General features: G+C 75.3%; 19 protein-coding genes. 9 read left to right on the top strand and 10 right to left on the bottom strand.

The genetic code is table 11. The features are described from left to right. Positions 1-41: 41 nt before the first annotated feature. The 3 genes from lnt (at position 42) to ACZ4WZ_RS01795 (ending at position 2432) form a co-directional block, all read left to right on the top strand. Entirely contained in the window at positions 42-1667 is a 1626-nt protein-coding gene (gene lnt, locus ACZ4WZ_RS01805) for an apolipoprotein N-acyltransferase (protein WP_467883984.1), read from the top strand. A 37-nt stretch (positions 1668-1704) separates the two neighbouring features. Then, the gene (locus tag ACZ4WZ_RS01800; protein ID WP_467883983.1) at positions 1705-2211 is read left to right on the top strand and encodes an NUDIX hydrolase; all 507 of its coding nucleotides are present in this window, start codon (positions 1705-1707) and stop codon (positions 2209-2211) included. A 65-nt stretch (positions 2212-2276) separates the two neighbouring features. Continuing rightward, positions 2277-2432, top strand: a complete 156-nt coding sequence (locus tag ACZ4WZ_RS01795; RefSeq protein WP_467883981.1) for a hypothetical protein — start codon at positions 2277-2279, stop codon at positions 2430-2432. 172 nt (positions 2433-2604) lie between these two features. On the opposite strand, the gene ACZ4WZ_RS01790 is transcribed toward ACZ4WZ_RS01795, so the two are convergent. After that, positions 2605-2958 carry a hypothetical protein gene (locus tag ACZ4WZ_RS01790; protein WP_467883979.1) on the bottom strand — a complete coding sequence of 118 codons (354 nt, stop codon included), beginning with the start codon at positions 2956-2958 and terminating at the stop codon, positions 2605-2607. Between the two features lie 292 nt (positions 2959-3250). Between ACZ4WZ_RS01790 and ACZ4WZ_RS01785 the strand changes: the two genes are divergently transcribed. Further along, a complete protein-coding gene (locus ACZ4WZ_RS01785) occupies positions 3251-4540 on the top strand; it encodes an ATP-binding protein (RefSeq protein ID WP_467883977.1) in 1290 nt (429 codons plus the stop codon). Positions 4541-4700: 160 nt separating this feature from the next. Here the strand turns inward: ACZ4WZ_RS01785 and ACZ4WZ_RS01780 are convergent, their stop codons facing one another. The 5 genes from ACZ4WZ_RS01780 to ACZ4WZ_RS01760 all read right to left on the bottom strand — a co-directional run bounded on the left by ACZ4WZ_RS01780 (position 4701) and on the right by ACZ4WZ_RS01760 (position 9994). Further along, positions 4701-5315, bottom strand: coding sequence for a hypothetical protein (locus tag ACZ4WZ_RS01780; RefSeq protein WP_467883975.1), 615 nt, complete (start codon positions 5313-5315; stop codon positions 4701-4703). After that, the gene (locus ACZ4WZ_RS01775; protein WP_467883973.1) at positions 5312-6934 is read right to left on the bottom strand and encodes a serine/threonine-protein kinase; all 1623 of its coding nucleotides are present in this window, start codon (positions 6932-6934) and stop codon (positions 5312-5314) included. Before ACZ4WZ_RS01775 ends, ACZ4WZ_RS01780 begins: the two co-directional genes overlap by 4 nt. A 146-nt stretch (positions 6935-7080) precedes the next feature. Continuing rightward, positions 7081-8337, bottom strand: a complete 1257-nt coding sequence (locus ACZ4WZ_RS01770; RefSeq protein WP_467883971.1) for a Tm-1-like ATP-binding domain-containing protein — start codon at positions 8335-8337, stop codon at positions 7081-7083. A 48-nt stretch (positions 8338-8385) separates the two neighbouring features. Beyond that, positions 8386-8880, bottom strand: coding sequence for an NUDIX hydrolase (locus ACZ4WZ_RS01765; RefSeq protein ID WP_467883970.1), 495 nt, complete (start codon positions 8878-8880; stop codon positions 8386-8388). 70 nt (positions 8881-8950) lie between these two features. Beyond that, positions 8951-9994 carry a cation diffusion facilitator family transporter gene (locus ACZ4WZ_RS01760; protein WP_467883968.1) on the bottom strand — a complete coding sequence of 348 codons (1044 nt, stop codon included), beginning with the start codon at positions 9992-9994 and terminating at the stop codon, positions 8951-8953. A 160-nt stretch (positions 9995-10154) separates the two neighbouring features. Here ACZ4WZ_RS01760 and ACZ4WZ_RS01755 point away from each other — a divergent pair, with 160 nt between their 5' ends. The 3 genes from ACZ4WZ_RS01755 to ACZ4WZ_RS01745 are packed head-to-tail and all read left to right on the top strand — an operon-like array spanning position 10155 to position 14103. Beyond that, entirely contained in the window at positions 10155-12515 is a 2361-nt protein-coding gene (locus tag ACZ4WZ_RS01755) for an FHA domain-containing protein (RefSeq protein ID WP_467883966.1), read from the top strand. Positions 12516-12523: 8 nt separating this feature from the next. Continuing rightward, complete coding sequence (locus ACZ4WZ_RS01750) at positions 12524-13144, top strand: hypothetical protein (protein ID WP_467883965.1); 621 nt, start codon at positions 12524-12526, stop codon at positions 13142-13144. Next, positions 13144-14103: a serine/threonine-protein kinase gene (locus ACZ4WZ_RS01745; RefSeq protein ID WP_467883963.1), complete on the top strand. Its 960-nt coding sequence runs from the start codon at positions 13144-13146 to the stop codon at positions 14101-14103. The genes ACZ4WZ_RS01750 and ACZ4WZ_RS01745 overlap by 1 nt, the downstream gene beginning before the upstream one ends. A 32-nt stretch (positions 14104-14135) precedes the next feature. Here the strand turns inward: ACZ4WZ_RS01745 and ACZ4WZ_RS01740 are convergent, their stop codons facing one another. Next, a complete protein-coding gene (locus ACZ4WZ_RS01740) occupies positions 14136-15398 on the bottom strand; it encodes a streptophobe family protein (protein WP_467883962.1) in 1263 nt (420 codons plus the stop codon). Between the two features lie 379 nt (positions 15399-15777). Between ACZ4WZ_RS01740 and ACZ4WZ_RS01735 the strand changes: the two genes are divergently transcribed. Both ACZ4WZ_RS01735 and ACZ4WZ_RS01730 read left to right on the top strand, forming a co-directional pair. Then, positions 15778-16899 carry a DUF6777 domain-containing protein gene (locus ACZ4WZ_RS01735; protein ID WP_467883960.1) on the top strand — a complete coding sequence of 374 codons (1122 nt, stop codon included), beginning with the start codon at positions 15778-15780 and terminating at the stop codon, positions 16897-16899. A 119-nt stretch (positions 16900-17018) separates the two neighbouring features. Then, positions 17019-19118 carry a SpoIIE family protein phosphatase gene (locus ACZ4WZ_RS01730; RefSeq protein WP_467883959.1) on the top strand — a complete coding sequence of 700 codons (2100 nt, stop codon included), beginning with the start codon at positions 17019-17021 and terminating at the stop codon, positions 19116-19118. 3 nt (positions 19119-19121) lie between these two features. Here the strand turns inward: ACZ4WZ_RS01730 and ACZ4WZ_RS01725 are convergent, their stop codons facing one another. The 3 genes from ACZ4WZ_RS01725 to modA form a co-directional block, all read right to left on the bottom strand. Beyond that, on the bottom strand, positions 19122-19988 hold the full coding sequence (locus tag ACZ4WZ_RS01725) for a DUF4328 domain-containing protein (protein ID WP_467883957.1): 867 nt from the start codon (positions 19986-19988) through the stop codon (positions 19122-19124). A gap of 178 nt (positions 19989-20166) precedes the next feature. After that, a complete protein-coding gene (locus ACZ4WZ_RS01720) occupies positions 20167-22104 on the bottom strand; it encodes an ABC transporter permease (RefSeq protein WP_467883956.1) in 1938 nt (645 codons plus the stop codon). A gap of 127 nt (positions 22105-22231) precedes the next feature. Beyond that, positions 22232-23041: a molybdate ABC transporter substrate-binding protein gene (gene modA, locus ACZ4WZ_RS01715; RefSeq protein ID WP_467883954.1), complete on the bottom strand. Its 810-nt coding sequence runs from the start codon at positions 23039-23041 to the stop codon at positions 22232-22234. Between the last annotated feature and the right edge of the window lie 27 nt (positions 23042-23068).

Genomic DNA, 23068 nt, shown 5'->3' with positions numbered 1-23068 from the left:
CCTTACCGGCCCCGGGGGTGCGGGGACGTACACTCCGCCAAATGAGCAGCAGTGTCACCCGCGCCGCCGAGAGCGAGCCCTCGCAGCCCGCCGGACGAGCCGCAGCCGTCGCCCCGCCCGAAGCCGCCGACGGCCCCCGCCCGGGACGGCGCAAGGGCGGCCGGCCGGCGCGGGCCGCCCTGGCCGCACTCGGCGGGGTACTGCTCTACCTCAGCTTCCCGCCCCGCCCCCTGTGGTGGGTGGCGCCCCTCGCCCTCGCGCTGCTCGCCGGGTGCCTGCGCGGGCGCCGCGCCCGGGCCGGCTTCGGCCTCGGCTTCCTCTTCGGCCTCGGCTTCCTGCTGCCGCTCCTGGTGTGGACCGGCGAGGGCGTCGGCCCGGTCCCCTGGATCGCGCTCGTCACCCTCGAGTCCCTCCTCATCGGCCTCACCTGCCTCGGCATCGCCCTCGTCAGCCGGCTGCCCGGCCGGCCCCTGTGGGCCGCCGCCGTCTGGGTCGCCGGAGAGGCCCTGCGCGCCCGGGCCCCCTTCGGCGGCTTCTCCTGGGGCAAGCTCGCCTTCGGCCAGGCCGACGGGGTCTTCACCCCGCTCGCCGCCGTCGGCGGCACCCCGTTGCTCTCCTTCGGCGTCGCCCTGTGCGGTTTCGGCCTGTACGAGGGCCTGCGCATCGCCCGCCGGCACCCGACGCGCGGCGCCGCCGCGCTCGCCGCGCTCGCCGTCGCCGCCCCGGTCGGCGCGGCGCTCGCCGCCCGCCCGCTGGTCTCCGGCGCCGCCGAGGACGGCACGGCCGTGGCCGCCCTCATCCAGGGCAACGTGCCGCGGGCCGGACTCGACTTCAACGCCCAGCGCCGCCAGGTCCTCGACAACCACGCGAACCGCACCCTCCAGCTCGCCGAGGACGTCAAGGCCGGCCGCGTCCCCAAGCCCGACTTCGTCCTGTGGCCGGAGAACTCCTCCGACATCGACCCGTACACCCAGCCCGACGCCTACGCCGTAATCGACAACGCGGTCAAGGCCATCGGCGTGCCCGTCGCGATCGGCTCCGTACTGGCCCCCGAAACCGGACCCCTGCGCAACACGATGATCTTGTGGGACCCCGTCAAGGGCCCCACCGACACCTACGACAAGCGCAAGATCCAGCCCTTCGGCGAGCGCATCCCGATGCGCTCCTTCGTCCGGCTCTTCAGCTCCGACGTGGACCGCGTCCGCCGCGACTTCGGCCCCGGCAAGGAGCCGGGGGTCTTCGACATGGCGGGCAGCGGCATCGGCATGGTCACCTGCTACGAGGCCGCCTTCGACGACGCCGTCCTCTCCACCGTGCGGGCCGGCGCCCAGGTCATCGCGGTGCCCAGCAACAACGCCACCTTCGGCCGGACCCAGATGACCTACCAGCAGCTGGCCATGGACCGGATCCGCGCCGTCGAGCACAGCCGGACCGTGCTCGTCCCCGTCACCAGCGGAGTCAGCGCGGTCATCCAGCCCGACGGGAAGGTCACGCAGCAGACGGAGATGTTCACCGCCGACGCCCTCGTCGCCGAGATCCCGCTGCGCTCCTCGCGGACCCCGGCCACCCGCCTGGGCGCACTGCCCGAGTACGCGCTGCTCCTGGTCGCGGCCGGCGGCCTCGGGGCGGTGCTGACCCGCCGGATCCGCGCCCGCCGGGCCGCATGACGACAGCGGCCTCGGCACGAACCCGTAGGGTCGGGGCATGACCACGCCCGAGTTCATCCGCGAGATCAGGGCGAGCGGCGCCGGCCACCGGCTGCTCCTGCTGCCCGGTGTCACCGCCGTCGTCGTCGACGACCGGGGCCGGGTGCTCCTCGGGCGCAGGGCCGACAACGGCAGGTGGTCGGTGATCGGCGGGATCGCCGAGCCGGGGGAGCAGCCCGCCGGGACGGCCGTGCGCGAGGTGTACGAGGAGACGGCCGTACGGTGCGTCCCCGAACGGGTGGTCCTCGTCCAGATGCTCGCGCCGGTCACCTACCCGAACGGCGACGTCTGCCAGTTCCAGGACATCACCTTCCGCTGCCGGGCCACCGGCGGCGAACCCCGGGCCGCCGACGGGGAGCTGCTGGAGGCGGCCTGGTTCGCCCCGGACGCCCTGCCGCCGCTGGAGCCCTTCGCCCTGGACCGCGTACGGCGCTCCCTGAGCGAGGACCCGACCTGGTTCGAGGCCCCGGCCGCGGGCGGGGATCAGCCGGCCGCCTCGCGGTAGAGCTCCAGGGCCGCACCGCCCAGGACGGCGCTGTACGAGACCTCCGGGACCGTGCCGCCGCCCTCGTGGCCGCCCAGCACCCCGGCCAGGGCCCGTCCACCAGCCAGGGGCTGCCGCTGGTGCCGCCGCTGAGCGCGGGACAGTCGATCCGGCGCTGGGTGGCCGAGAACAGGCTCGTCCCGTTGGTGCAGCGCAGCGGGGCGTCCTCGGTACTGGGGTAGCCGACGACGGTCACCGTCACGTTCCGCGGCTGCCCGGCCGCGACCGGGAAGCCGCCGACCACGTCCTCCACGGCGCCGGTCTCCGCGCCGTCCGCCGGGACGACCCTCGCGAAGGCGACATCCGCGTCGGGGTCCTCGCCCGCCGCCCAGCCCGGGGCCGTGTACACGCCGGTCAGCCGCCACAGCCCGTACGGGGCCTCCCCGTCCCGGTAGCCCGGGGCGAAGACGTGGTGTCCGGGTCGTCCAGGCAGTGCGCGGCGGTGGCGATCAGGTCGCGGCCGGTGCTGCGCACCACGGAAGCGGTGCAGAAGTGCCCGCCGTCCGTCCCGCCCGCGAACAGCGCGCCCACCCGGGCCGCCGTGGCGTCCGCGCCGGCCCGCACGGTGACGCCGAGCGGGGGCAGCGCGCCGGCCTCGGGGAGGTCCAGGCCCAGCAGGGCGGCCATCGTGGTCAGCGCGAGCGGGATCCGCGCCGCCCGACGGGCGCGGGGGCGGCCGGCCGGTCGTGGGAGGGTGCCGGGGATCATGGGTCCGAGCCTCCCCGGTGAACCTGTGCCCGGAGCCCGGTGGCCGCTGTGAATCCGCTGTGAATCCGGGCAGCCCGCGGGGTGTCAGGGCGCCCGCGCCCGCCCCTCGCACCGTGCGCATGTCGGAAGCTCCGAAGGCGGCGGCGTCCCCGGCGGGCCGTTTCGGCGGAAGATCCAGTCTATGGACGCGGCGGCGGACTTCCGGCCCGGCTGTTGTGCACCGCGGTGCGTGAACGCCGGGCCCGCCCGCCCCTAGCCTCGCCGCAGGAGCACGAACGAGGGGCGGTACCCGGTGAACTGGCTCATCCACGACTACCGCGAGAGCGATCTCGCGGCGGTGGTCCATCTCATAGACACCACGGCCGAACTGGGCCAGGAGTCCGTGTTCTCGCTCGCCGAGTGCATCAGCGCGCTGACCGACCGGCAGCCCTGCGTCGTCGCCGTCCACCAGGGCGTCCCGATCGGCGCCGCCCTGGCCTGCGTGACCGGCGAACGCGCCTGGGTGATGCGTATCGCGATCGCCGCCGGATGGCGCGGCCGGGGCCTCGCCAGCGCCCTCCTCGTCGAACTGGAGCGGCGCCTGATCGCCGCCCGCGTCGGCCGGATCGCCTACGTGCTGCCCGAGGAGGACCTGCTCGGCGAGGGCCTGCTCAACGCCGGCTACACCCGGCAGCCCGCCGTCGCCTACTTCGAGAAGACCGAGCCGCTGCACGGACCCGCAGCGGGCCTCCTCGACGACCTCGGCGGCCGCTTCCTGCCCAGCGACCTGTGGGCCAAGGTCGCCGGCATGGAGAAGGAGAAGGAGCTCATCGAGCGGCGCGTGGTGCTCCCGCTCGCCGAGCCGGAGCGGGCCGCCGCCCACGGGGTGCGGCCGCCGCGCGCGATCACCCTCTTCGGGCCGCCCGGCACCGGCAAGACCACCTTCGCCCGGGCCATCGCCTCCCGGCTGGGCTGGCCCTTCGTGGAACTGCTGCCCTCACGCCTCGCCGACGAGGGCAACCTCGCCGCCGCGCTGCGCGTCGCCTTCGCCCGGATCGCCGAGCTGGAGCGGGTCCTCGTCTTCATCGACGAGGTCGAGGAGATCGCGCCCGTCCGCACCGAGCCGGCCCAGCCGGGCGGCATCCACGGGGTGACGAACGAGCTGCTCAAGCTGATCCCCGGCTTCCGGGAGGGCGACGAGCGGCTGCTCGTCTGCGCGACGAACTCCATCCGCTCCCTCGACCCGGCCTTCCTGCGGCCCGGCCGCTTCGACTACCTGATCCCGATCGGCACCCCGGACGCCGGGGCGCGCGCCGCGATCTGGTCGCGCTACACGGCCGGACGGACCGACGTGGACGTGGCGGCGCTGGTGGCGGCGACCGAGCTGTTCACCCCCGCCGACATCGAGCACGCCGCGCGGATCGCCGCGCAGGTGTCCTTCGAGCGGGACCTGGAGGCGGTGGGCGCGCGCGGTGCGGCGGCCGCACGGTTCGGCGCGACGACGGAGGACTACCTGGCGGCGGTGGCGCAGTCCAGGCCGACGGTCACCCCCGCGATCACCGGGGAGTTCCAGGCCGACATCACCGCGCACGCGCGGTTCTAATGACCGTCCGGACGGGGAATCCGTCCGGACCGGGAGCCGTCCGGCGCCGTCCCGCCGGCCGCTTCCCACCGACTCCGTCCCCCGGTTGCGGCGGGGGACGGGAACGCGGAACGGCCCGCGGCGGCTCCCCGGAGCGGCCGCGGGCCTTCCGGGCTCCCCGCTACCGGGGGCACCGGTAGGTGAACTCGGCCGCCGCCGTCCTCCGCTCGGGCGAGAGCAGCTGGAGCTCGGCGCGCGCCGGGTAGCCGCCGGTTCCCCGGAAGGTCCACAGGAGGTGCAGGGTGGCCTCCTCGCGCCCGCCGGGCACCCGCTCCGTGAGCTCCTCCGACCGGGTGCCGTCGCTGCGGACCCAGCGGTACGTGAGGGTTCCCGGGCGCCCGTTGGTGCGTACGACGGCCACCACATCGGCGGTCGCGTCGCACCCGGGCCCCCGCGGGTCGGTGGCCACCGACAGGTCCCGTACCTCGACGGCCGGCCCGAACCGCTGCCAGCCCAGGTAGCCGAGCACCGCGGCCAGCACCACGGCGGCCAGGGTGTACCGGCGCCAGCCGCCGCCCGGCCGCGCGGCCGGCCGGGGCCCGCGGGGCCCGGGGTGGACGGGGAACGGCGGGGCCATCGCCGCCGTCACCCCCGGCCCGAACCGCAGTACGGAACCCTCGACCCGGTCGGGCGCGGCGTCCGCCGGGGGCGGCGGACCACTGAACCAGTGGCTGCCGAGCACGGTGGCGCTGTACTCGTCCTCGGCGGGGCCCCTCGGGGCGCGCGGATCGCTCATCGTGGCGGCTCCTGGGTGGGCTCCTGGGTCTGGCAGCGGGCCATCAGCCGGGAAGCGGAGGCCGAGCCGTTCGCCGCGGCGGGCCGGGTCGTGACCCGCACGCCGCCGTAGCAGCCGTGGCCCCGGCTGAAGGCGTGGGTTCGGACCACCTGGGCGAGGGAGCCGGCCTGCACGACGACGGTGTCGGTGCCGTCGGGAACGGAGTACGCACCCGGCTTGCTGCCGAGGAACCACTCCAGTACGACGGTGACCGGCCCGCTGCCCTGGGCGGCCACCGAGACGGTGGCCTCCCCCCGGTAGACCCCGGGCTCGAGCGTGACGCCGACCTTGGTCACCCTCGGCGTGGGGGAGGGCGTCGGGGCCGGCCGGTGGGTCACCGTCGGCTTGGGCGTCGGGCTCGGCGACGGGCTCGCGCTCACCGGGTGCGAGGGGGTGGGCGTCGGCGTCGGGGTCGGCGGGACACCGGCCGACGGGGACGCCGACGGGCCCGCGGAGGGCGGCGCCGGGGCCGGGGCGGACGGCCCCGGCGCGGGCGACGCGGACCCGGGCGGGGCCGGGCTCGTCGTGGCGAAGTCGCTGAGCGCCGAGGCCGCGGGCGGGGTGCCGCCGATCGCGTCCGTCGTGAGCACCAGCAGCGCGCCCAGCACCAGGGCCAGGCCCGTCGCCAGCCAGCCCCCGCGCCCGGGAGCCCAGCCGGCCCGGCCGATCGTGGTCGTCGCCACCGCCGTGGTGCCCGCCGCCGCGCCGGCCGCGGACGGGAACAGCAGCGGCAGCAGGGCCGCCAGCGCGGCGAGCCTGCGCTGCCCGCGCTCCTCCCACTGGGGCCCGTAGGCCGCCACCGCCACCGCCTCCAGCTCCGCGACGAACGCCTCGGCGTTCTCCGGGCGCTGCTCCGGCCGCTTGGCCAGCCCCCGCCGGATGAGCGGGCGTACCGGCTCGGGGGCCTCGGTCTCCGGCACCGGGGCCTCGATGTGCTGGACGGCGAGCTCCGCGAAGCTCGCCCCGTCATACGGTTTGCGGCCGGTCAGCAGCTCGAAGAAGGTCGCGGTGGCCGCGTACACGTCGGCCGTCGGCGAGGCCGGCCGCCCCTGCCACTGCTCCGGGGCCATGTAGGCGGGGGTGCCCGCCACCCCCGGGGTGGTGTCCCGGCCCGCCGCGATGCCGAAGTCCACCAGTTTGGAGGAGCCGTCGGGCGCTACCAGGACGTTCTCCGGCTTGTAGTCGCGGTGCACGACATCGGCCCGGTGGGCCGCGGCCAGCCCGAGCAGGGAGCCCTTCAGCACCACCAGCGCGGCTTCGGCGTCCGCCGGCCCCGACTCCCGCATCACGGCGCGCAGGGAGATCCCGTCGACCAGCTCCATCACGATCGCCGCGCCGCCCGGTGCCTCCACGTACTCGTACAGGCCCACCACGTACGGCGACACGAGCCCGCCCAGCAGCCGGGCCTCCGAGCGGAATTCCCGTACGAAGGCCGGGTCCTCGCGCATCCGCTCGCTGAGGTACTTCACCGCGACCGCGGTGCCCGTGGCGTCGTGGAGCGCGAGCACGACCCGGCCGCTGCCGCCCGCGCCGAGCTCCCGGACCTCGGTGTAGCCGGGTACCGTCCACCCGTTGCCCATCCTGCGCCCCCGTCCGTGGCGTCGCCGGCCGCCCGCGGCGGCCGGCCGGTCGTCGGACCGGGCCGGCCGCCGACGGTCCGTTCCCTCCGGAGGACGGCTTTCCGCCACGGCCGGTTCCCCACCCCGCCGCGTGTCCCGCAGCGTGGTCAGGCCGCCGCCGCCACCGCCCCGATCATGGCGTGCAGCCGGTCGGCCGCCGCCCGCCCGAAGGACGGGTCGTTGATGTGGGTGTCGTAGTCGTAGAGCCGGGCCGCGCTGCCCCGCAGGCCCTCGCGCAGCGCCGAGAACAGCGCCAGGTCCGCGCCCGGGTCGTGGTACGGGCCGCCCGGCGCGCCGAGCGTGGACAGCCCGCGCAGCGGGAGGCACACCGCCGTCGGCCCGGTCGCCGCACGGAGTTTGCCGGCGACCCTCCGCCCCAGCTCGGCGCACTCGGACTCGGTCGTACGGATCACCGTGATCGACGGGTTGTGGACGCGGACCCGGCGGTAGCGCACCCGCTCGGGCAGGGTCTCCATCGGGCCGAACTTCACCATGTCCAGCGCCCCCAGGCTCACCACCTGCGGAACCCCGGCCCGTCCCGCCGCGCTCAGCCGGTCGGGGCCGGCGCTCAGGATGCCCCCGCACAGGTCGTCGGCGAGTTCGCTCAGGGTCAGGTCCAGCACCCCCGCGAACACCCCCTGCCCGGCCAGCGTCTCCAGGGTGCGGCCGCCGGCGCCGCTGACGTGGAAGACCAGTACCTCGTACCCCAGCTGCTCCAGCCGTTCCCGGGCCGCGTCCACCCCGGTCGTGGTCACCCCCGCCATGCTCGCGGCCACCAGCGGCCGCGAGCCGGCGCCCAGCCGGGCCGGCCGGCTGCGGTCCAGCACGGAGCGGGCGAAGCCCTTCGCCATCCCGGCCATCGCCTCCGCCGCATTGGCCAGCACCGGTTCCGAGACGCTGTTGATCCCGGCGATGTCCACCACGCTGTACATCATGGTGATGTCCGCGGAGCCCACGTAGGGGGACACGTCCCCGGACGCCATCGACGAGACCATCATCTTCGGCACGCCCAGGGGCAGCGCCCGCATCGCCCGCGTCGCGATGGAGGTCCCTCCGCTGCCCCCGATCGCGAGCACGCCGTGCAGGCGGCCCTCGGCGTGCAGGCGCAACAGGGTCGCCTCGGCGCCCCGGGCCATCGTGGTCACGGCCGCGCCCCGGTCGGCGGCCGTGCGCAGTTCCGGCAGTTCCGTGCTCGCCGCCCGCGCCACCGCTTCGCGCGGCACGTCCGCGGGCACCCGGGGCTCTCCCATGATCCCCGTGTCCACCAGCACCACTTCGACGCCGGCGCGCAGCAGCCTCTCGCGCAGCCAGCCGTACTCGACACCCTTGGTGTCCAGGGTTCCCACCAGCACGACGTTCGTCATATGTGCAATGTCCACGGAGGTGGCGTTTATTGGCAAGTAAAGGTCAGGTCAATCCGACAAGAGCACCAGGAGGCGCTCCAGAAAAGGGATTTGACTGACAATCAGCTTGCTGCGGGCGAGCGGGGGCGCGAACCAGGCCACCCGGTCCAGCTCGGGGAACTCCCGCTCGACGCCCGAGTGCGGCGGCCACTCCATGGTGAAGGTGCCCGGCACGGTCAGCGCGGGGTCGAGGTCCGCCTCCACCGCCCAGATGATCACGAGCTTCCCGCTGCTCAGCCGCACGTCGCCCAGCGGCAGGTACTCCCCCTCCGGCGGAGGCAGCCCCAGCTCCTCGGTGAACTCCCGGCGGGCCGCGTCCCGGGGCGTCTCGTCCGGCCCGTACTCGCCCTTCGGGATCGCCCAGCCCCCGGCGTCCCGCCCGGCCCAGAGCGGGCCGCCCATATGGCCGAGCAGCACCTCCACCCCGTGCCCGGCGGTCCGGCGGAACAGCAGCAGGCCGGCGCTCCGCCGGTACCTCTTCACATCCGTCACGGGGCCATACATGCCCCGCCGGAGCCCCGCTCAGTGCCCGGGCGCCGCCGGCCGGCCGCCGGCCCGTGGCGCCGGCCGGCCGTCAGTGCGCGTGCGGCCCCTCGCGGTGCACCGGGCCGTGGGCGTCCGCGCAGTGCGGGTCCGCGCCGCCCGGAGCCTCGCCCGCCCGGCCGACCGACAGCAGGGCGTCCTGCACGTGGTCCACTTGCAAGGTGGTGTGGGTGATCCCGTACTCCTTCGCCAGGAGCAGCTCCAGCTCCCGCCGTACCGCGTGGCAGTCGCCCGCCGGCTCCACCAGCACGTGCGCGGACAGGGCCGCCTGACCGGAGGTGATCGTCCAGATGTGCAGGTCGTGCACCTCGGTGACGGGCGCGTGGTGCACCAGACGGTCGCCGACCGCGTCCGGGTCCACGTGCGCCGGCGCGGCCTCCAGGAAGATCCGCCCCGAATCGCGGACCAGCCCGTAGCCCGCCTTGACCATCAGCACCACCACGACCAGCGTGGCGATCGCGTCGGCCTGCACGAAACCGGTCGTGAGCACGATCAGACCGGACACGGCCGTCCCGATGAAGGCGAACAGGTCGTTCAGGATGTGCTGGTAGGCGCCCTCCACCGCGAGCGAGGACCGGTTCGCCCGCGAGATGCACCAGGCCGCGCCGATGTTCACCACGATCCCGGCCAGCGCCGTCACCAGCACCAGCCCGCCCTCCACCGGAGGCGGATCCAGCAGCCGCCGCACCGCCTCGTACGCCAGCCAGACCGCCAGCAGCAGCAGGGTCAGCCCGTTGGCCTGCGCGGAGAGTATCTCCGCGCGCTTGAGGCCGTACGTGAAACCGCCCCGCGCCGGGCGCGCCGCCAGCCGCATCGCGATCAGCGCGAGGACGATCGAGACGGCGTCCGTCAGCATGTGCGCGGCATCGGAGATCAAGGCCAGGGAGTGGGCCATCACGCCGATGACCACCTCCACGGCCATGAAGCCGCCGATCAGCCCGAGCGCGATCGCCAGCCAGCGGCGGTCCGCGTCCGCGCCCACGCCGTGACTGTGCCCGGCGTGCCCGTGGCCCGCGTGCCCGTGTCCGGTGTGGTCCGCCCCGGTTTCCTCGTACGCGTGGTCGTGCCGGCTCATGGCTTCCCCCGTTTGTTCGGTTCCGACGCGTGAAGTGAAGCGCACCGCGACGAGATCGGCAAAGGCTGCAACGGGGACCGTTGTCATTCTCCTTAAGAACCCTCTGACCTGCGGTGACGTCTCTTCTGCCGGTTGCTCCGGTTCATGGGAAAATCTGTTCATGGTCCAGTGGTCCGGTGCGGCGACCGCGCCCGAACTCGTCCTGGAAACCGCCAAGGGCTCGACCCCCATGAGCCCGGGCCGGACCTACCACGTCGGCCGCGACCCCCTCTGCGAGATCTGCCTCGAAGACGCCCGCGTCTCCTGGCACCACGCCGTCCTGCGCCCCGACGGGGACCACTGGACCCTCGAGGACGAGGGCAGCACCAACGGCACCTGGGCCGACGGCCACCGCGTCCACGAGTGGGCCGTCGGCCCCGGCAGCGAACTGCGCTTCGGGAGCGTGCAGGACGGCCCGCGCGCCGTCCTCACCACCCGTACGCCGCCCCTTGCCGCCGCCTCGCGCCCCTCCCGCGTCGCCGATCCGGCCATGACCGGGACCTTCCGCAGCCCCACCAGCATCCGGCCGCTGCCCGCCCGGACCACCGTCCGCATCGGTCGCGGCCCGGGCAACGACCTCGTCATCGACGACCTCGTCGTCTCCCGCCGGCACGCCGAACTGCGCGCCCTCGCCGATGGCACCTACGAGATCGCCGACCTCGGCAGCCACAACGGCACCTACCTCAACGGGGTTCCCGTCGGACGCGCCCCCCTCACCGAGGGCGACATCGTCGGCATCGGCCACTCCGCCTTCTGCCTCGTCGGCGACCAGCTCCAGGAGTACACCGACACCGGCGAGGTCTCCCTCGACGTCCAGGACCTCGCCGTCGCCGTCGACCACGGCCGCAAGACCCTCCTCGACCACGTTTCCTTCCCGGTCGGCGTCACCTCCCTGCTCGCCGTCGTCGGCCCCAGCGGCGCCGGGAAATCCACCCTCCTCGGCGCCCTCACCGGACTGCGCCCCGCCGACCACGGCACCGTCCTCTACGACGGCCGCGACCTCTACCGCGACTACGCCGAACTGCGCTCCCGCATCGGGCTCGTCCCCCAGGACGACATCCTGCACGCCCAGCTCACGGTCCGCCGCGCCCTCGCCTACGCCGCCGAACTGCGCTTCCCGCAGGACACCGCCAAGGCCGAACGGCTCGCCCGGGTCGACGAGGTCATCGGCGAGCTCGGCCTGGAGCAGCGCGCCGACCAGCCCATCCACAGCCTCTCCGGCGGCCAGCGCAAACGCGTCTCCGTCGCCCTGGAACTGCTCACCAAGCCCTCCCTGCTCTTCCTCGACGAACCCACCTCCGGCCTCGACCCCGGCATGGACCGCTCGGTCATGCACATGCTGCGCGGCCTCGCCGACGACGGCCGCACCGTCATCGTGGTCACCCACAGCGTCCTCAGCCTCGACGTCTGCGACCGGCTCCTCGTCCTCGCCCCCGGCGGCCGCGTCGCCTGGTACGGACCGCCCGGGGAAACCCTCGGCTTCTTCGGCTTCGACCAGTGGCCCGAGGCCTTCGAGGCCTTCGAGAACCAGCGCGACCGCGACTGGGCGGGCGAGTACGAGGCCTCGCCCCAGTACCGCGCGTACGTGGCGGGCGCCCTCCGCCGCCCTCCGCCCCGGGACACCGCGACGCCCGGCCCGGCCGGCTTCGCCGCCCCTCCGCCGAAGGCGCAGAGCCGGCGCTCCCAGCTCTCCACCCTGATCCGCCGGTACGCCACCGCGCTCGGCGCCGACCGCACCTTCCTCGCCATCATGGTCGCGCTGCCGTTCGTGATGGGCGCCATGGCCCGCGCCCTGGCCGGCAGCGCCCTCACCCGGGAGACCGCGATCAACGCCCTGCTCATCCTGTGCGTCGGCGGCGTCCTGACCGGAGCCGCAAACGCGGTCCGCGAACTCGTCAAGGAACGCGTCATCTACCAGCGTGAACGCGCCGTCGGACTGTCAAGGTCCGCCTACCTGCTGTCGAAGGTGGCGGTACTCGGCGCGATCACCGTGGCCCAGGCCGTCGTCCTGACGCTCGTCGGCCTCTTCGGCGTGCGGCTCGGCCCACCCGGCGCCACCGGGGTCTTCCTGCCGCGGCTCGCCGAGATCACCCTGGCCGTCGCCCTGCTGTCCTTCACCGCCATGATGCTCGGCCTCCTGGTCTCCGCCCTGGTCAGGAAGGAAGAGGTCACCATGCCCCTGCTGGTCCTCCTCGCCATCGTGCAGGTGGTCTTCTGCGGGGCGCTCCTCCAGCTCGACGGTGTGCCGGTGATCGGGCAGCTGGCCTGGCTGGTGCCCTCCCGCTGGGCGCTCGGCGCGATGGCCGGCACCGTCGACCTCGGCGGGATCGTGCCGGGCCCCCTCACCGACGACCCGCTCTTCGCCCACTCCGCCGGGGTCTGGCTGCTGGACGTCGGCATGCTGGCCGTCCTGTCCCTGCTCTTCGGACTGCTGGTCGCACGGCTGCTGAGGCGGCACGAACCCGCCGTGATGCGGAAGTAGGCCCGGCGATGACCGACTCCCCGGACCCCGGCGCCGGCTTCCGCCCCACCCATGTGGTCCCGCAGGACGGGCTGCCCGCCTGGGAGGCCCCGGACGTCTCCCGGCCCACCACCGCCCTGGACCCCTTCCTCCCCGTCCGGCTGCTGTCCCGCCACGGCGAATGGGGGGAGATCGAGTGCGCCAACGGCTGGACCGCCTGGGTCGACGGACGGCTGCTCGTCGCCGTGCCCCGGCCGCCGCCGACCGCCGGCCGCTCCCTGGAGCGGACCGAGGACCCCGGACCGCTCCTCACCCGCACGGCCGACGCCCTGGAACGCTACCGGCGGGCCCTGCGGGAGACCGCCCCCGGCGCCACCGCCGGCGAAAGCTTCCGGCAGGCCGTGGAGGGCCTGCGCGCCGGGATCGTGATCGACGGCGAGTCCGTATGGGTGTACGAGGAGACGGCCGGACGGTGGGTGTACGCCGACGGGAGCCGTCTGACCACCTACGCGGTCGTCTCGGAACCGAGTGCCCCGCCCGCGCCCGGGCCGGCGCGGCGGGAGACGGACACCGGGGCACGTGCCGGCGTACGCGAGGAACCGCACGAGCCCACGCGCGTCGCGGACCGGCCCGACGGGGCAGACCGCTGATGGGGGACACCGCCTCACCCGTGGGACGGGCCTCGGAACTGACCGGCAGGCGGTTCGCCGGGTACCTCGTCGAGGACGAGATCGGGCGCGGCGGAATGGCGGTCGTCTACCGCGCCAGGGACCTGCGCCTGGACCGGACGGTCGCGCTGAAGCTGCTGGCCCCCCAGCTGGCCCTCAACGACACCTTCCGCCGGCGGTTCGCCCACGAGTCCAGGGTCGCGGCCGCCATCGACCACCCGCACATCGTGCCCGTCTTCGAGGCGGGCGAGACCGACGGCCTCCTCTACATCGCCATGCGCTACGTCGCAGGGCAGGACCTGCGGGCCCTGCTGGACCGCACCGGCCCGCTGCCCGTCGAGACGGCGGCCCGGATCGCCGGCCAGGTGGCCTCCGCGCTCGACGCCGCGCACGCCCACGACCTGGTGCACCGGGACGTGAAGCCCGGCAACGTCCTGATCGCCGAGGGCACCGACAGCGAACACCCCGAGCACGCCTACCTCACCGACTTCGGCCTCACGAAGAGGTCCCTGTCGCTCACCGGCTTCACCAGCGTCGGACAGTTCGTCGGGACCCTGGACTACGTGGCGCCCGAGCAGATCGCCGGGAAACCGGTCGACGGGCGCTGCGACGTGTACAGCCTCGGCTGCGTCGTCCACGAAATGCTGACCGGCGGCCCGCCGTTCCGGCGGGAGGACGACATGGCCCTGCTCTGGGCCCACCAGTACGATCCGCCGCCCCCGGCCCGCGAGCGCCGTCCGGAGCTGCCGGCCGCGGTGGACGAGGTGCTGGCCAAGGCCCTCGCGAAGTCGCCCGGGGAACGGTGGGGGACCTGCCTGGAGTTCACCGGCGCGCTGCGCCGGGCGGGTGCCGGAGCGCCCCGGGCGCACGGGCCCGGCCCGGACGAGGCCCCGCCGCCCCCGCCGCCGCGATGGGCGCTGCCGGTGTTCCGCGGCAGGTAGGGGGTGTCCGGCGGTTCAGGGGCGGTTCCGGTTCAGGGGACCCGGCCCGGGTGGCGCAGGGGGCGGGCCAGGAGGGCGCCGAGGAAGCCGGCCACCGCGCCCCACAGCAGGGCGAGGCCGGTCGTCCGCCACAGGAGGGCGGTGAGCTCCACGCTGCCGCCGAGCCCGGAGACGTCCCCGAGCCCCAGCAGGGACAGCCCCAACCGGGCCCGGACGCCGGCCAGCAGGCACACCGTCAGGGTGGCCAGCGCCAGGGCCACCGCCAGGTGCAGCGCGTGCTGCCAGGGGCGGACCTCGGCGGGGGAACGTACGGCGGCCAGGACGCCCGTGCCGAGCAGCGCGACGGCGGCCACCGCGACCAGCCACCACGCCCGCGGGTCCCGCTGCGCGAGCGAGGCCACATCGACGGTGGATCCCCCGGGGCCGCGCAGCAGGTGGTCCAGCAGCTGCGGCACCGGCAGGCCGAAGGGTCCCTCGGCCGCCCCCTGCCAGGCGCCGCCGAAGCCCACGGTCAGAGCGAGCCAGGCCAGGTTCGGCAGGCCGAGCAGGATCACGGCCAGGGTGCGGGCCGCGTGCCCCTGGGTGGCTGCCACCACCAGGCCGGTGCCGATGCCGAGGACCACGTACGCCAGCAGCAGCACGGCCGTCGCGTGCGCGGCAGGACGCACCGCCGTGTGGAAGCGGAGCAGCCCGGCCGGGAGCGGAGTGCGGCGGGAGACCAGCAGGGCGATCAGCAGCAGGCCCAGGAACCAGAGCAGCCCGAAGAAGAGGGTGGGCCCCAGCGCGGCCCGGAACCCCGCCGTCGGCGCGGAGTCGAGGAGTTCGCCGAACTCCCCGAGCGGGGAGTCGCCGGGGGACAGCCCGAAGGTCCGGCGGGCCGGCAGCGCGAACAGGGCCAGCAGCAGCAGCCACAGCACCGCCGCCCGGCCCGCCCGGGCCGGCAGCTCGCGGGGCCCGGCCACCGCGCGGTGGCGCAGCGGCCGCAGGAAGAGGTACCCGGTGGTGAGCGCACCGGCCAGGCTCACCGAGAGCGGGAGCACGGACAGGGTCGCCTCGGCACCGGCCAGGAACCCGGCGGCCCCGGACACCTCGACGGTACCCCCGGCCGCCAGCACCACGACCGCGGCGACCACCCGGGGGAACGCCCCGCCGGGCAGATCTCCGGCACCGGCGCAGGCCAGCCCGGCGGCGGCCACCGCGGTCATCACGGCGAAGCCCGCCACGACGGCGACCAGGGCGTCCCGCCAGGCGCGCGCCGAAGGACGCGCCGGGGTCCTCGCGGAGGTACGGCTCACCCTGCAACGGTGGCACCCCCGGCTTGCGGGCACCAGCCGGACGACGCACACAATGGGCGGCAACAGTGCTCAAAATCCGTGTATGCCGGTCGTTTCCGTATTCCGCCCTCAGTTCTGATTCCTGATGTACCGGGATTCCGCTGCCAGGGAAGAGGAGCCCGTGACCACGCAACCCTCCGGCGAGCGGCCGCCCCAGCCGCACCGGCCGCCGGCACCGCCGTCGCGGTCGTCACCGCCGTCGTCGCCCGGGCGGCCCACCGGGCCGCCGTCCGGCCCGCTCTCGGGCGGGGGCGGGGAACCCCCGCAGCCACCGCAGCCCCCGCCCGCCCCGCCCGGCGGGCCCGGCGGGGAGCCGCCCCGGCGACCCTGGTGGCGGTCGGTGCCCGGGCTGGCGACGGCGGCCGTGGCGCTCGCCGCCGTGGTCACCCTGGTGGTGGTACTCACCCGGCCCGGCGGTGGCGGGGGCGGCACCCCGCAGCAGGCCGAGGCGGAGGTGTTCCTCCAGCCGGCCGCCGCGGCGGGCCGGGACCCCTTCACCGAGTCCACGGCGGCCGATCGGGCGACCCCGCCGCCGCAGCCCCCGCCGCAGGACACCGCCACGCCGACGGGCCCCTCGGGCACCCGCAGCGTCAGCGGCTCCGCGCCGGGCCTCTACGGCGGCACCAAGGACGTCGCCAGCTGCGACGTGGAGAAACAGATCACCGTGCTCACCGCGCGGCCCGCCACGAACGCCGCCTTCGCCTCGGCCCTCGGCATCCCGGCGACAGCCGTCCCCGGCCACCTGCGCGCGCTCACCCCCGTACAGCTGCGGACCGACACCCGGGTCACCAACCACGGCTACCGCGACGGCCGCGCCACCCCCTACCAGGCCGTGCTCCAGGCCGGGACGGCCGTGCTCGTCGACGACCGCGGGGTGCCGAGGGTGCGCTGCGCCTGCGGGAACCCGCTGGGACCGCCCGTGGCGCTGAAGGCCGATCCGAAGCGCTTTGGGCGCCCCTGGGCCTCGTACCGGCCGGCGCAGGTGGTGGTCATCGCGCCGTCGGTGACGGTGGTGCGGACGTTCGTCATCTACGACCACCACGACCGCCGCTGGCTGGAACGCCACCGCGGCGCGGACCCGCGGCCGGACAGGCCCGTCGCGCCGCCGGTCGGGCCGCCCGTCGTGTCCCCGCCGGCCGTCTCGCCACCCGTCGTGTCGCCCCCGCGCCCCGTCACGCCCCCGCGCCCCGTCGCGCCGCCGGAACCCGTCACGCCGCCGGAACCCGTCACGCCGCCGGAACCCCCTTCCCCGGCGCCCACACCGCCGCCCTCCCCTTCGGAACCCGCGACCGGAACCGGCACCCCGCCGGCCACCGGCACGGGCACCGCCACCCGGTCCGCCCCGCCTCCGGGCACCACCGACCGGACGACGGCCCCGCCGCCGCCCGCCACCCCCTCCTCGCCCGGCGCACTCCCCCCGGACGCGGACGCGGACGCGGGGGCCGCCTCGCCCCCCGTCTGAGGCTCAGGGGGTGACCTGCCGAAGGCGCCGCTCCGGGCGCCGCCAGGGACCCGCCGGGGCAGGGCTCCTGACGGCGCGCAACGGCTGCCGCGCGAGGGGAACAGTGAGACCCTGGCTGCATGGACCAGCGGGGACGGACCCCGGAGGTCGACTGGCCCGCGCGGCCCGACCTGAGCCTCGCGCTCAACCGGATGGGCACCTTCGACTGGGACCTCGACAGCGGGCGCATGTACCTGGACACCACCGCCCTCGAGGTCCTCGGCCTGCGCCCGGAACAGTTCGACGGGACCCCCGCCGGGCTGCGCCGCCGTGTCGTCCCGGGCGACGGGGCACGGCTCGACGGCCGCGTGGACCAGGCGCTGAAGGACGGCCGCAGCCACTACGGCGCCTACTTCCGCACCCTGGGCGAGGACGGCTCGACGGCCTGGACCCATGTCCAGGGCCACATCGTGCGGGACCCGCACGGCCGTGCGTACCGGGTCATCGGGATCCTCCGCGACGCCGCCGAGGACCCCGGTGAGCCCGGGGCCGCGGGCGAGCGGGACGACGGCCGGCGCCGGATGACCGGGGTCGTCGAGCGGACCACCGCGATCCTCGCCCACGCCCGCACCGTCAACGACGTGACCGACGTCCTCAAGGACCCCGAGGCCCTCGGGCACCTCGGCGCCGTCAGCGTCATGCTCGGCGTCGTCGACGGCGGCCGGATCCACCTGGTCGCGGAAGGCCGGCTGGGCTCGTACGTACCCGAGATCGAGTACACGCGCATCGACGCCGACTTCCCGATGAGCGAGGCCGTACGGACCCTGCAGCCGGTCTTCCTCGCATCGCGGGAGGAGTTCCAGCGCCGCTACCCCCTGCTGTGGCCGTACATCGAGCCGTTGGCGGTGCGCAGCGGGGCGTACCTGCCGCTCATCGCCCAGGGCCGGCCCGTCGGCGCGCTCGGGCTGCTGTACACCCGTGACGGGGACTTCAACGCGGAGGAGCGGAACCTGCTGGTGGCCCTCGGCAGCGGGATCGCGCAGGGGCTCCAGCGGGCCATGCTCTTCGAGCAGGAGCACGACCTCGCCGAGGGGCTCCAGCGGGCCATGCTGCCCCGGGTGATCCCGGAGGTGCCGGGCGCGCAGATCGCGGTACGGTACCGGGCCGCCCGGATCGGGCGGGACATCGGCGGTGACTGGTACGACGTGGTCCCCCTCGGCGAAGGACGGGTCGGGGTGGCGATCGGCGACGTGGAGGGCCACGACACGGACGCGGCCGCCGTCATGGGCCAGCTGCGGATCGTGCTCCGCGCCTACGTCCTGGAGGGCCACACCCCCGGCATGGCGATGGCGCGGGCCTCGGCCTTCCTGCGCGACCTGGCGACGGAGCGCTTCGCCACCTGCACCTACGCCGAACTCGACCTGGACTCCGGGATGCTGCACATCGTGCGGGCCGGTCACCTCGACCCGGTCGTGCGGCGCGGGGACGGCAGCTGCCACCGGATCCAGGTGGCCGGCGGGCTGCCCCTCGGCCTGCCCCCGCGGGAGCAGCGGGGCAGCGGCTCCGGATACCCCGTCACCACCCTCGAACTGCACCCCGGGGACACCCTGCTGCTGTGCACCGACGGCCTCGTCGAACGGCCCGGCGACGACTCCGAGACCGGGATGCGGGAATTGCTGGAGGCGGCAGAGCACGGCCCGGCCGACGTCGAGGAACTCGCCGACGTGCTCTGCGGCCTCGTCGGGGACGCGGGCGGCGGGGACGACATGGCCCTGCTCCTGCTGCGCCGGCGCGGCGCCCCCGCCCCGCGCGGCGGCGGTCCGCTCCACCAGCGCCTGGTGCCCGGGGACCCGGACGGCCCGGCGATGGCCCGGCACCTGATCCGGGCGGCCGCGGCGGCCTGGGGCGCCCGGGAGCGGGCCGACGAGATCGAGCTGGCCGCGGACGAGCTGATGGTCAACGCCCTCGTCCACACCGACGGGGGCGGGCAGGTCTCCTTGCGGCTGACGGCCGCGGGCCGGATCCGGATCGAGGTCGAGGACCGCAGCAGCGCCATGCCCCGCCGCCGCGAGGCCGACGACTGGGCGGTGTCGGGCCGCGGACTGCTGCTGGTCGAACGGCTCGCGGACGACTGGGGAGTGGAGCCCCGGGGCGCCGGGAAGTGCGTCTGGTGCGAGTTCACGGTCCCCGCACCCGGCCGGGCGGACGGCCGGGCGGACGACGACCCCGCGGACGGCTGAACGTCAGACGGCGGCGTACGGGCCCTGCGCGGCCTTCACGTTCTGCAGGGCGGTCAGCTTCCGGACGAACAGCACCGCGAGGACGGCCGCGGCGACCACGGTCAGGTCGGCGACGGCGCCGAACGCGGAGACGTCGCGCAGGCCCTCCGGGGAATCGGCGCGGACGTAGAGCACGCTGAAGACCCGTTCGAGGACCAGCGACACGGCCCACACGATCCACCAGGAGGTCACCGGAACCGTGGACACGTGGCGGTACGAGCCGTCCGGCGCGAGCTGGACGCTCGCCTCCCAGGTCTGCTTGGCCACCCGGTACGGCAGGAAGAGGTTGCCGACCGGGACGAACCAGGAGCCGATCGCCCAGCCACCCGCCAGCGTGAAGGCGTCGGGACGGAAGAGCTGGCCGTTGACGCGGACCCGGTAGAACCAGATGACGAACACCACGGCCGTGACGGACAGGAACAGTCCCTGGAGGCCGCCGGCGAGACCGGTCAGCAGGTCCGACCGGTCGAGCGAGTCGTCCGGGACCGAGGAGGGGTTCGCGGCGACGTCCCGCATCAGCGACCACGCGTACAGGTTGGCGGCGGCCGAGTAGAGGTTGACCACGCCCGCGACGCCGAGCAGCAGCGTCAGCGCGGTCGAAAGGCCCTGCGGGGAGCGCAGCTGCTGGACCGCCGGCGGCGGAACGGGGTAGGGCTGCCCCGGGTAGGGCTGGCCGGGGTACGGCTGTCCGGGGTAGGGCTGTCCGGGCACCGGCTGGCCGCCGTAGAGGGGTCCGGTCGGCGCGGGGGCGGCCGGGTACGGGGCCGCACCGTACGGCGGCTGGGGTACGGGACCCTGCGGCGGGGGCGATCCGGGCGCGCTGAAGGACATGGTGAAGGACCCCCCACGGGACGTGCGAAGAATGCGGTGACGAACGGCGATGCGGTGACGGACGGCGGCGAACGTGGTACCGGCGCCGGCCGGTGCGCCGGTCCGGGCAGCGTTGAACATATGTCAGGGCCGCTTCCGCCGTCCAAACGGTTCCCCTCCGGCCCCTCCCCGCCAGGGGTCAGAGGGGAACCAGCGTGACCTCCGTGGCCTTCACGCTCGTCCAGATCCGCGCGCCGTCGGCCACTCCGAGCTCGGCGGCCGCCTCCGGGGTGATCTCCGCGACCAGGTCGGGCGCCTCGTCCGAGGAGACCAGCACGCGCAGCCGGCTGCCCGCCGAGGTGACCTCCCGTACGGTGCCCGGCCAGACGTTGCGGGGGCTGCCGCCCGGGCGCTCCCGGTGCAGCGACACCGCCTCCGGGGCGATGATCGCCAGGGCTTGCGATCCTTCCGGCAGGGTCTCCGCCACCACCAGCCGGCCGCCGTCCGCGAGTGCGAGCCCCTCGGCGGAGGCGGTGCCGGCCCAGGCGTTGCGGCCCAGCATCCGGGCCACCCACGGCGAGCGGGGATGCCGGGTGACCTCGGCGGGGGGCGCGTCCTGGAGGGTGCGCCCGTCGGCCAGTACGAGGACCCGGTCGGCCAGCGACACCGCCTCGACGGGGTCGTGCGTGACGATCAGGCAGACCCCGCCGAAGCCCGCCAGGTGCCTGCGCAGGGTGTGCCGCACGTGCGCCCGGGTCGTCTGGTCGAGGGCGGCCAGCGGCTCGTCGAGCAGCAGCAGCCGGGGCCGGGCGGCCAACGCCCGGGCAAGGGCCACCCGCTGGGCCTGGCCGCCCGACAGCTGGGCGGGCCGGCGCCGGGCGAGGTGACCCACGCCGAGCCGGTCCAGCCACAGCTGCGCCTCACGGCGGGCCTCGGCGCGCCCCACCCCGCGGGCCCGCAGCCCGTAAGCGGTGTTGGCCAGGGCGTTCAGGTGCGGGAACAGCGCGCCGTCCTGCGGGACCCAGGCCACCCGCCGCCGGTGCGGGGGCAGCGCGGTGACGTCGGTGTCCCCGAGCCGGAGCGCGGCGCGGGCGCGCGGGGTCAGGCCGAGCAGGGCGCGCAGCAGGGTGGTCTTGCCGGCGCCGTTCTCGCCCACCACGGCGATGGTGGTGCCGGGTCCGGCGTCGAGGGTGAGCTCGTTGAAGCCGGTCACTTCGGCGTGCAGGGCCCAGCGGCCGTCGTCGGCCGGGGCGGGGACGGGCGGCTCCTCCGCGACGGCGGCAGGGGGACCGGCCGGGGTCGCGGGTGCTTCCGGGCCGCCCGCGGGGGCCCGCGCGGTCACGGGCATGCCGTTCCAGCGGCCGCGCAGGGCGATCAGCACGCCCATGGCGATGGCGAGCAGCAGCAGCGACACCGAGGTGGCGGCCTCCGGCTGGTCCTGGAGCAGCAGGTAGACCTGGAGGGGCAGGGTCTGGGTGGTGCCCGGCAGGTTGCCGGCGAAGGTGATGGTCGCCCCGAACTCGCCGAGTGCGCGGGCCCAGGTGAGGGCGGCGCCCGCGATCAGGCCGGGCGCCACCATGGGCATGGTCACCGTGAAGAACACCCGGACCGGTGAGGCGCCGAGGGAGGCGGCGGTCTCCTCGTAGCTCTGCTTCAGCCCGCCCAGCGCCCCCTCCAGACTGATCACCAGGAACGGCATGGCGACGAAGGTCGCCGCGACGACCGCGCCGGAGGTGTGGAAGGGGAGCGTGACGCCGAAGGTGTCCTCCAGCCACGGCCCGAGGAGGCCGCGCCGTCCGAAGCCGAGCAGCAGCGCGACACCGCCGACGGTCGGCGGGAGCACCATCGGCAGCAGCACCAGGGAGCGGACGAAGGCCTTGCCGGGGAACTCGACCCGGGCCAGCAGCCAGGCGAGCGGTACGCCGAGGACCAGCGAGAGACCGAGCGCCCAGAAGGACACCAGCAGCGAGAGCTTCAGGGCCGTCACCACACCGGGGTGGCCGAGGTGGTCGCCGAGCTCATCCCACTGCGTGCGGGTGAGGATGCCGACGAGCGGCAGCAGCAGGAACGCGACGGCGAGCAGCGCGGGAAGCGCCAGCGTCACGGGGGGCCGGGTGCGGGTGCGGAGTCTGCTCATGGGGTGAGGGCGGTTCCTGGTCGGGGCCGGGGAGGGATCCTACGGAGCGTACGGGCGCGGGCGCCGGACACGCCGGAAGGGCCGCCCGTCCCCCCGGGCCGGGCAGCCCCTCCGATGGTCACGGCGGCTAGCCCTTCTGGAAGCCGGCGTCCTGAAGGATCTTCTGCGCCTCGGGGCCGCTCAGCCAGGCCACGAACGCGGCGGCGGCTCCGGCGTTCCGGGACTGCTTGAGGGCGGCGGCGGGGTAGGAGGCGACCGCGTTCTGGTCGTCCGGGATGTCCACGGTGACGACCTTGTCACCGGACTTGGCGGAGTCGGTCTTGTAGACGAGACCGGCGTCGGCCTCGCCCAGCTCGACCTTGCTCAGGACGGCGCGGACGTTGGGCTCCTGGGAGACCGGCTTCACCTCGATCTTCTGGGCGTCGAGGATCTGCTTGCCGTAGCGCCCGACCGGGACCTCGGGCGCCGCCAGGACGACCTTGATCCTGGAGTCGCCGAGGTCCTTGAGCTCGTCGATCCCGAAGGGGTTGCCCTTGCCGGCGGCGATGACGAGGCGGTTCTTCGCGATGACGGTGGCGTCGCCGGTCTCGGCCCGGAGGGCGTCCATGGTCCTGGTGTCGGCGGTGACCAGCACGTCGGCCGGGGCGCCCTGCTTGACCTGGGCGGCGAGTTCCTGCGACCCGGCGAAGGAGATGTTCACCCTGGTGCCCGGGTGGGACTTCTCGTAGGTCCCCTTCGCCGTCCTGAAGGCGTCGGTGAGGGAGGAGGCAGCGAGGACGGTGAGGTGCGCGCCCTCCGCCCCGGCCGGGGAGGAGGGCGCGCCGGCGTCCGCCTCCTTGCCCGCTCCGCCGCCGTTCCCGCAGGCGGACAGCGGGACGAGCAGTGCGGCGGTGAGCGCGGCGGCGGCGAGGCGGCGGGTGCGGGGGACGGCGTTCACGAGCGGGGTGCTCCTCTGCCGGGCCGA

The organism is Streptomyces sp. NPDC029122 (assembly GCF_055569445.1).
The sequence above is the reverse complement of the archived record's forward strand: the minus strand, read 5'-3'. Positions and strand labels throughout refer to the sequence as shown.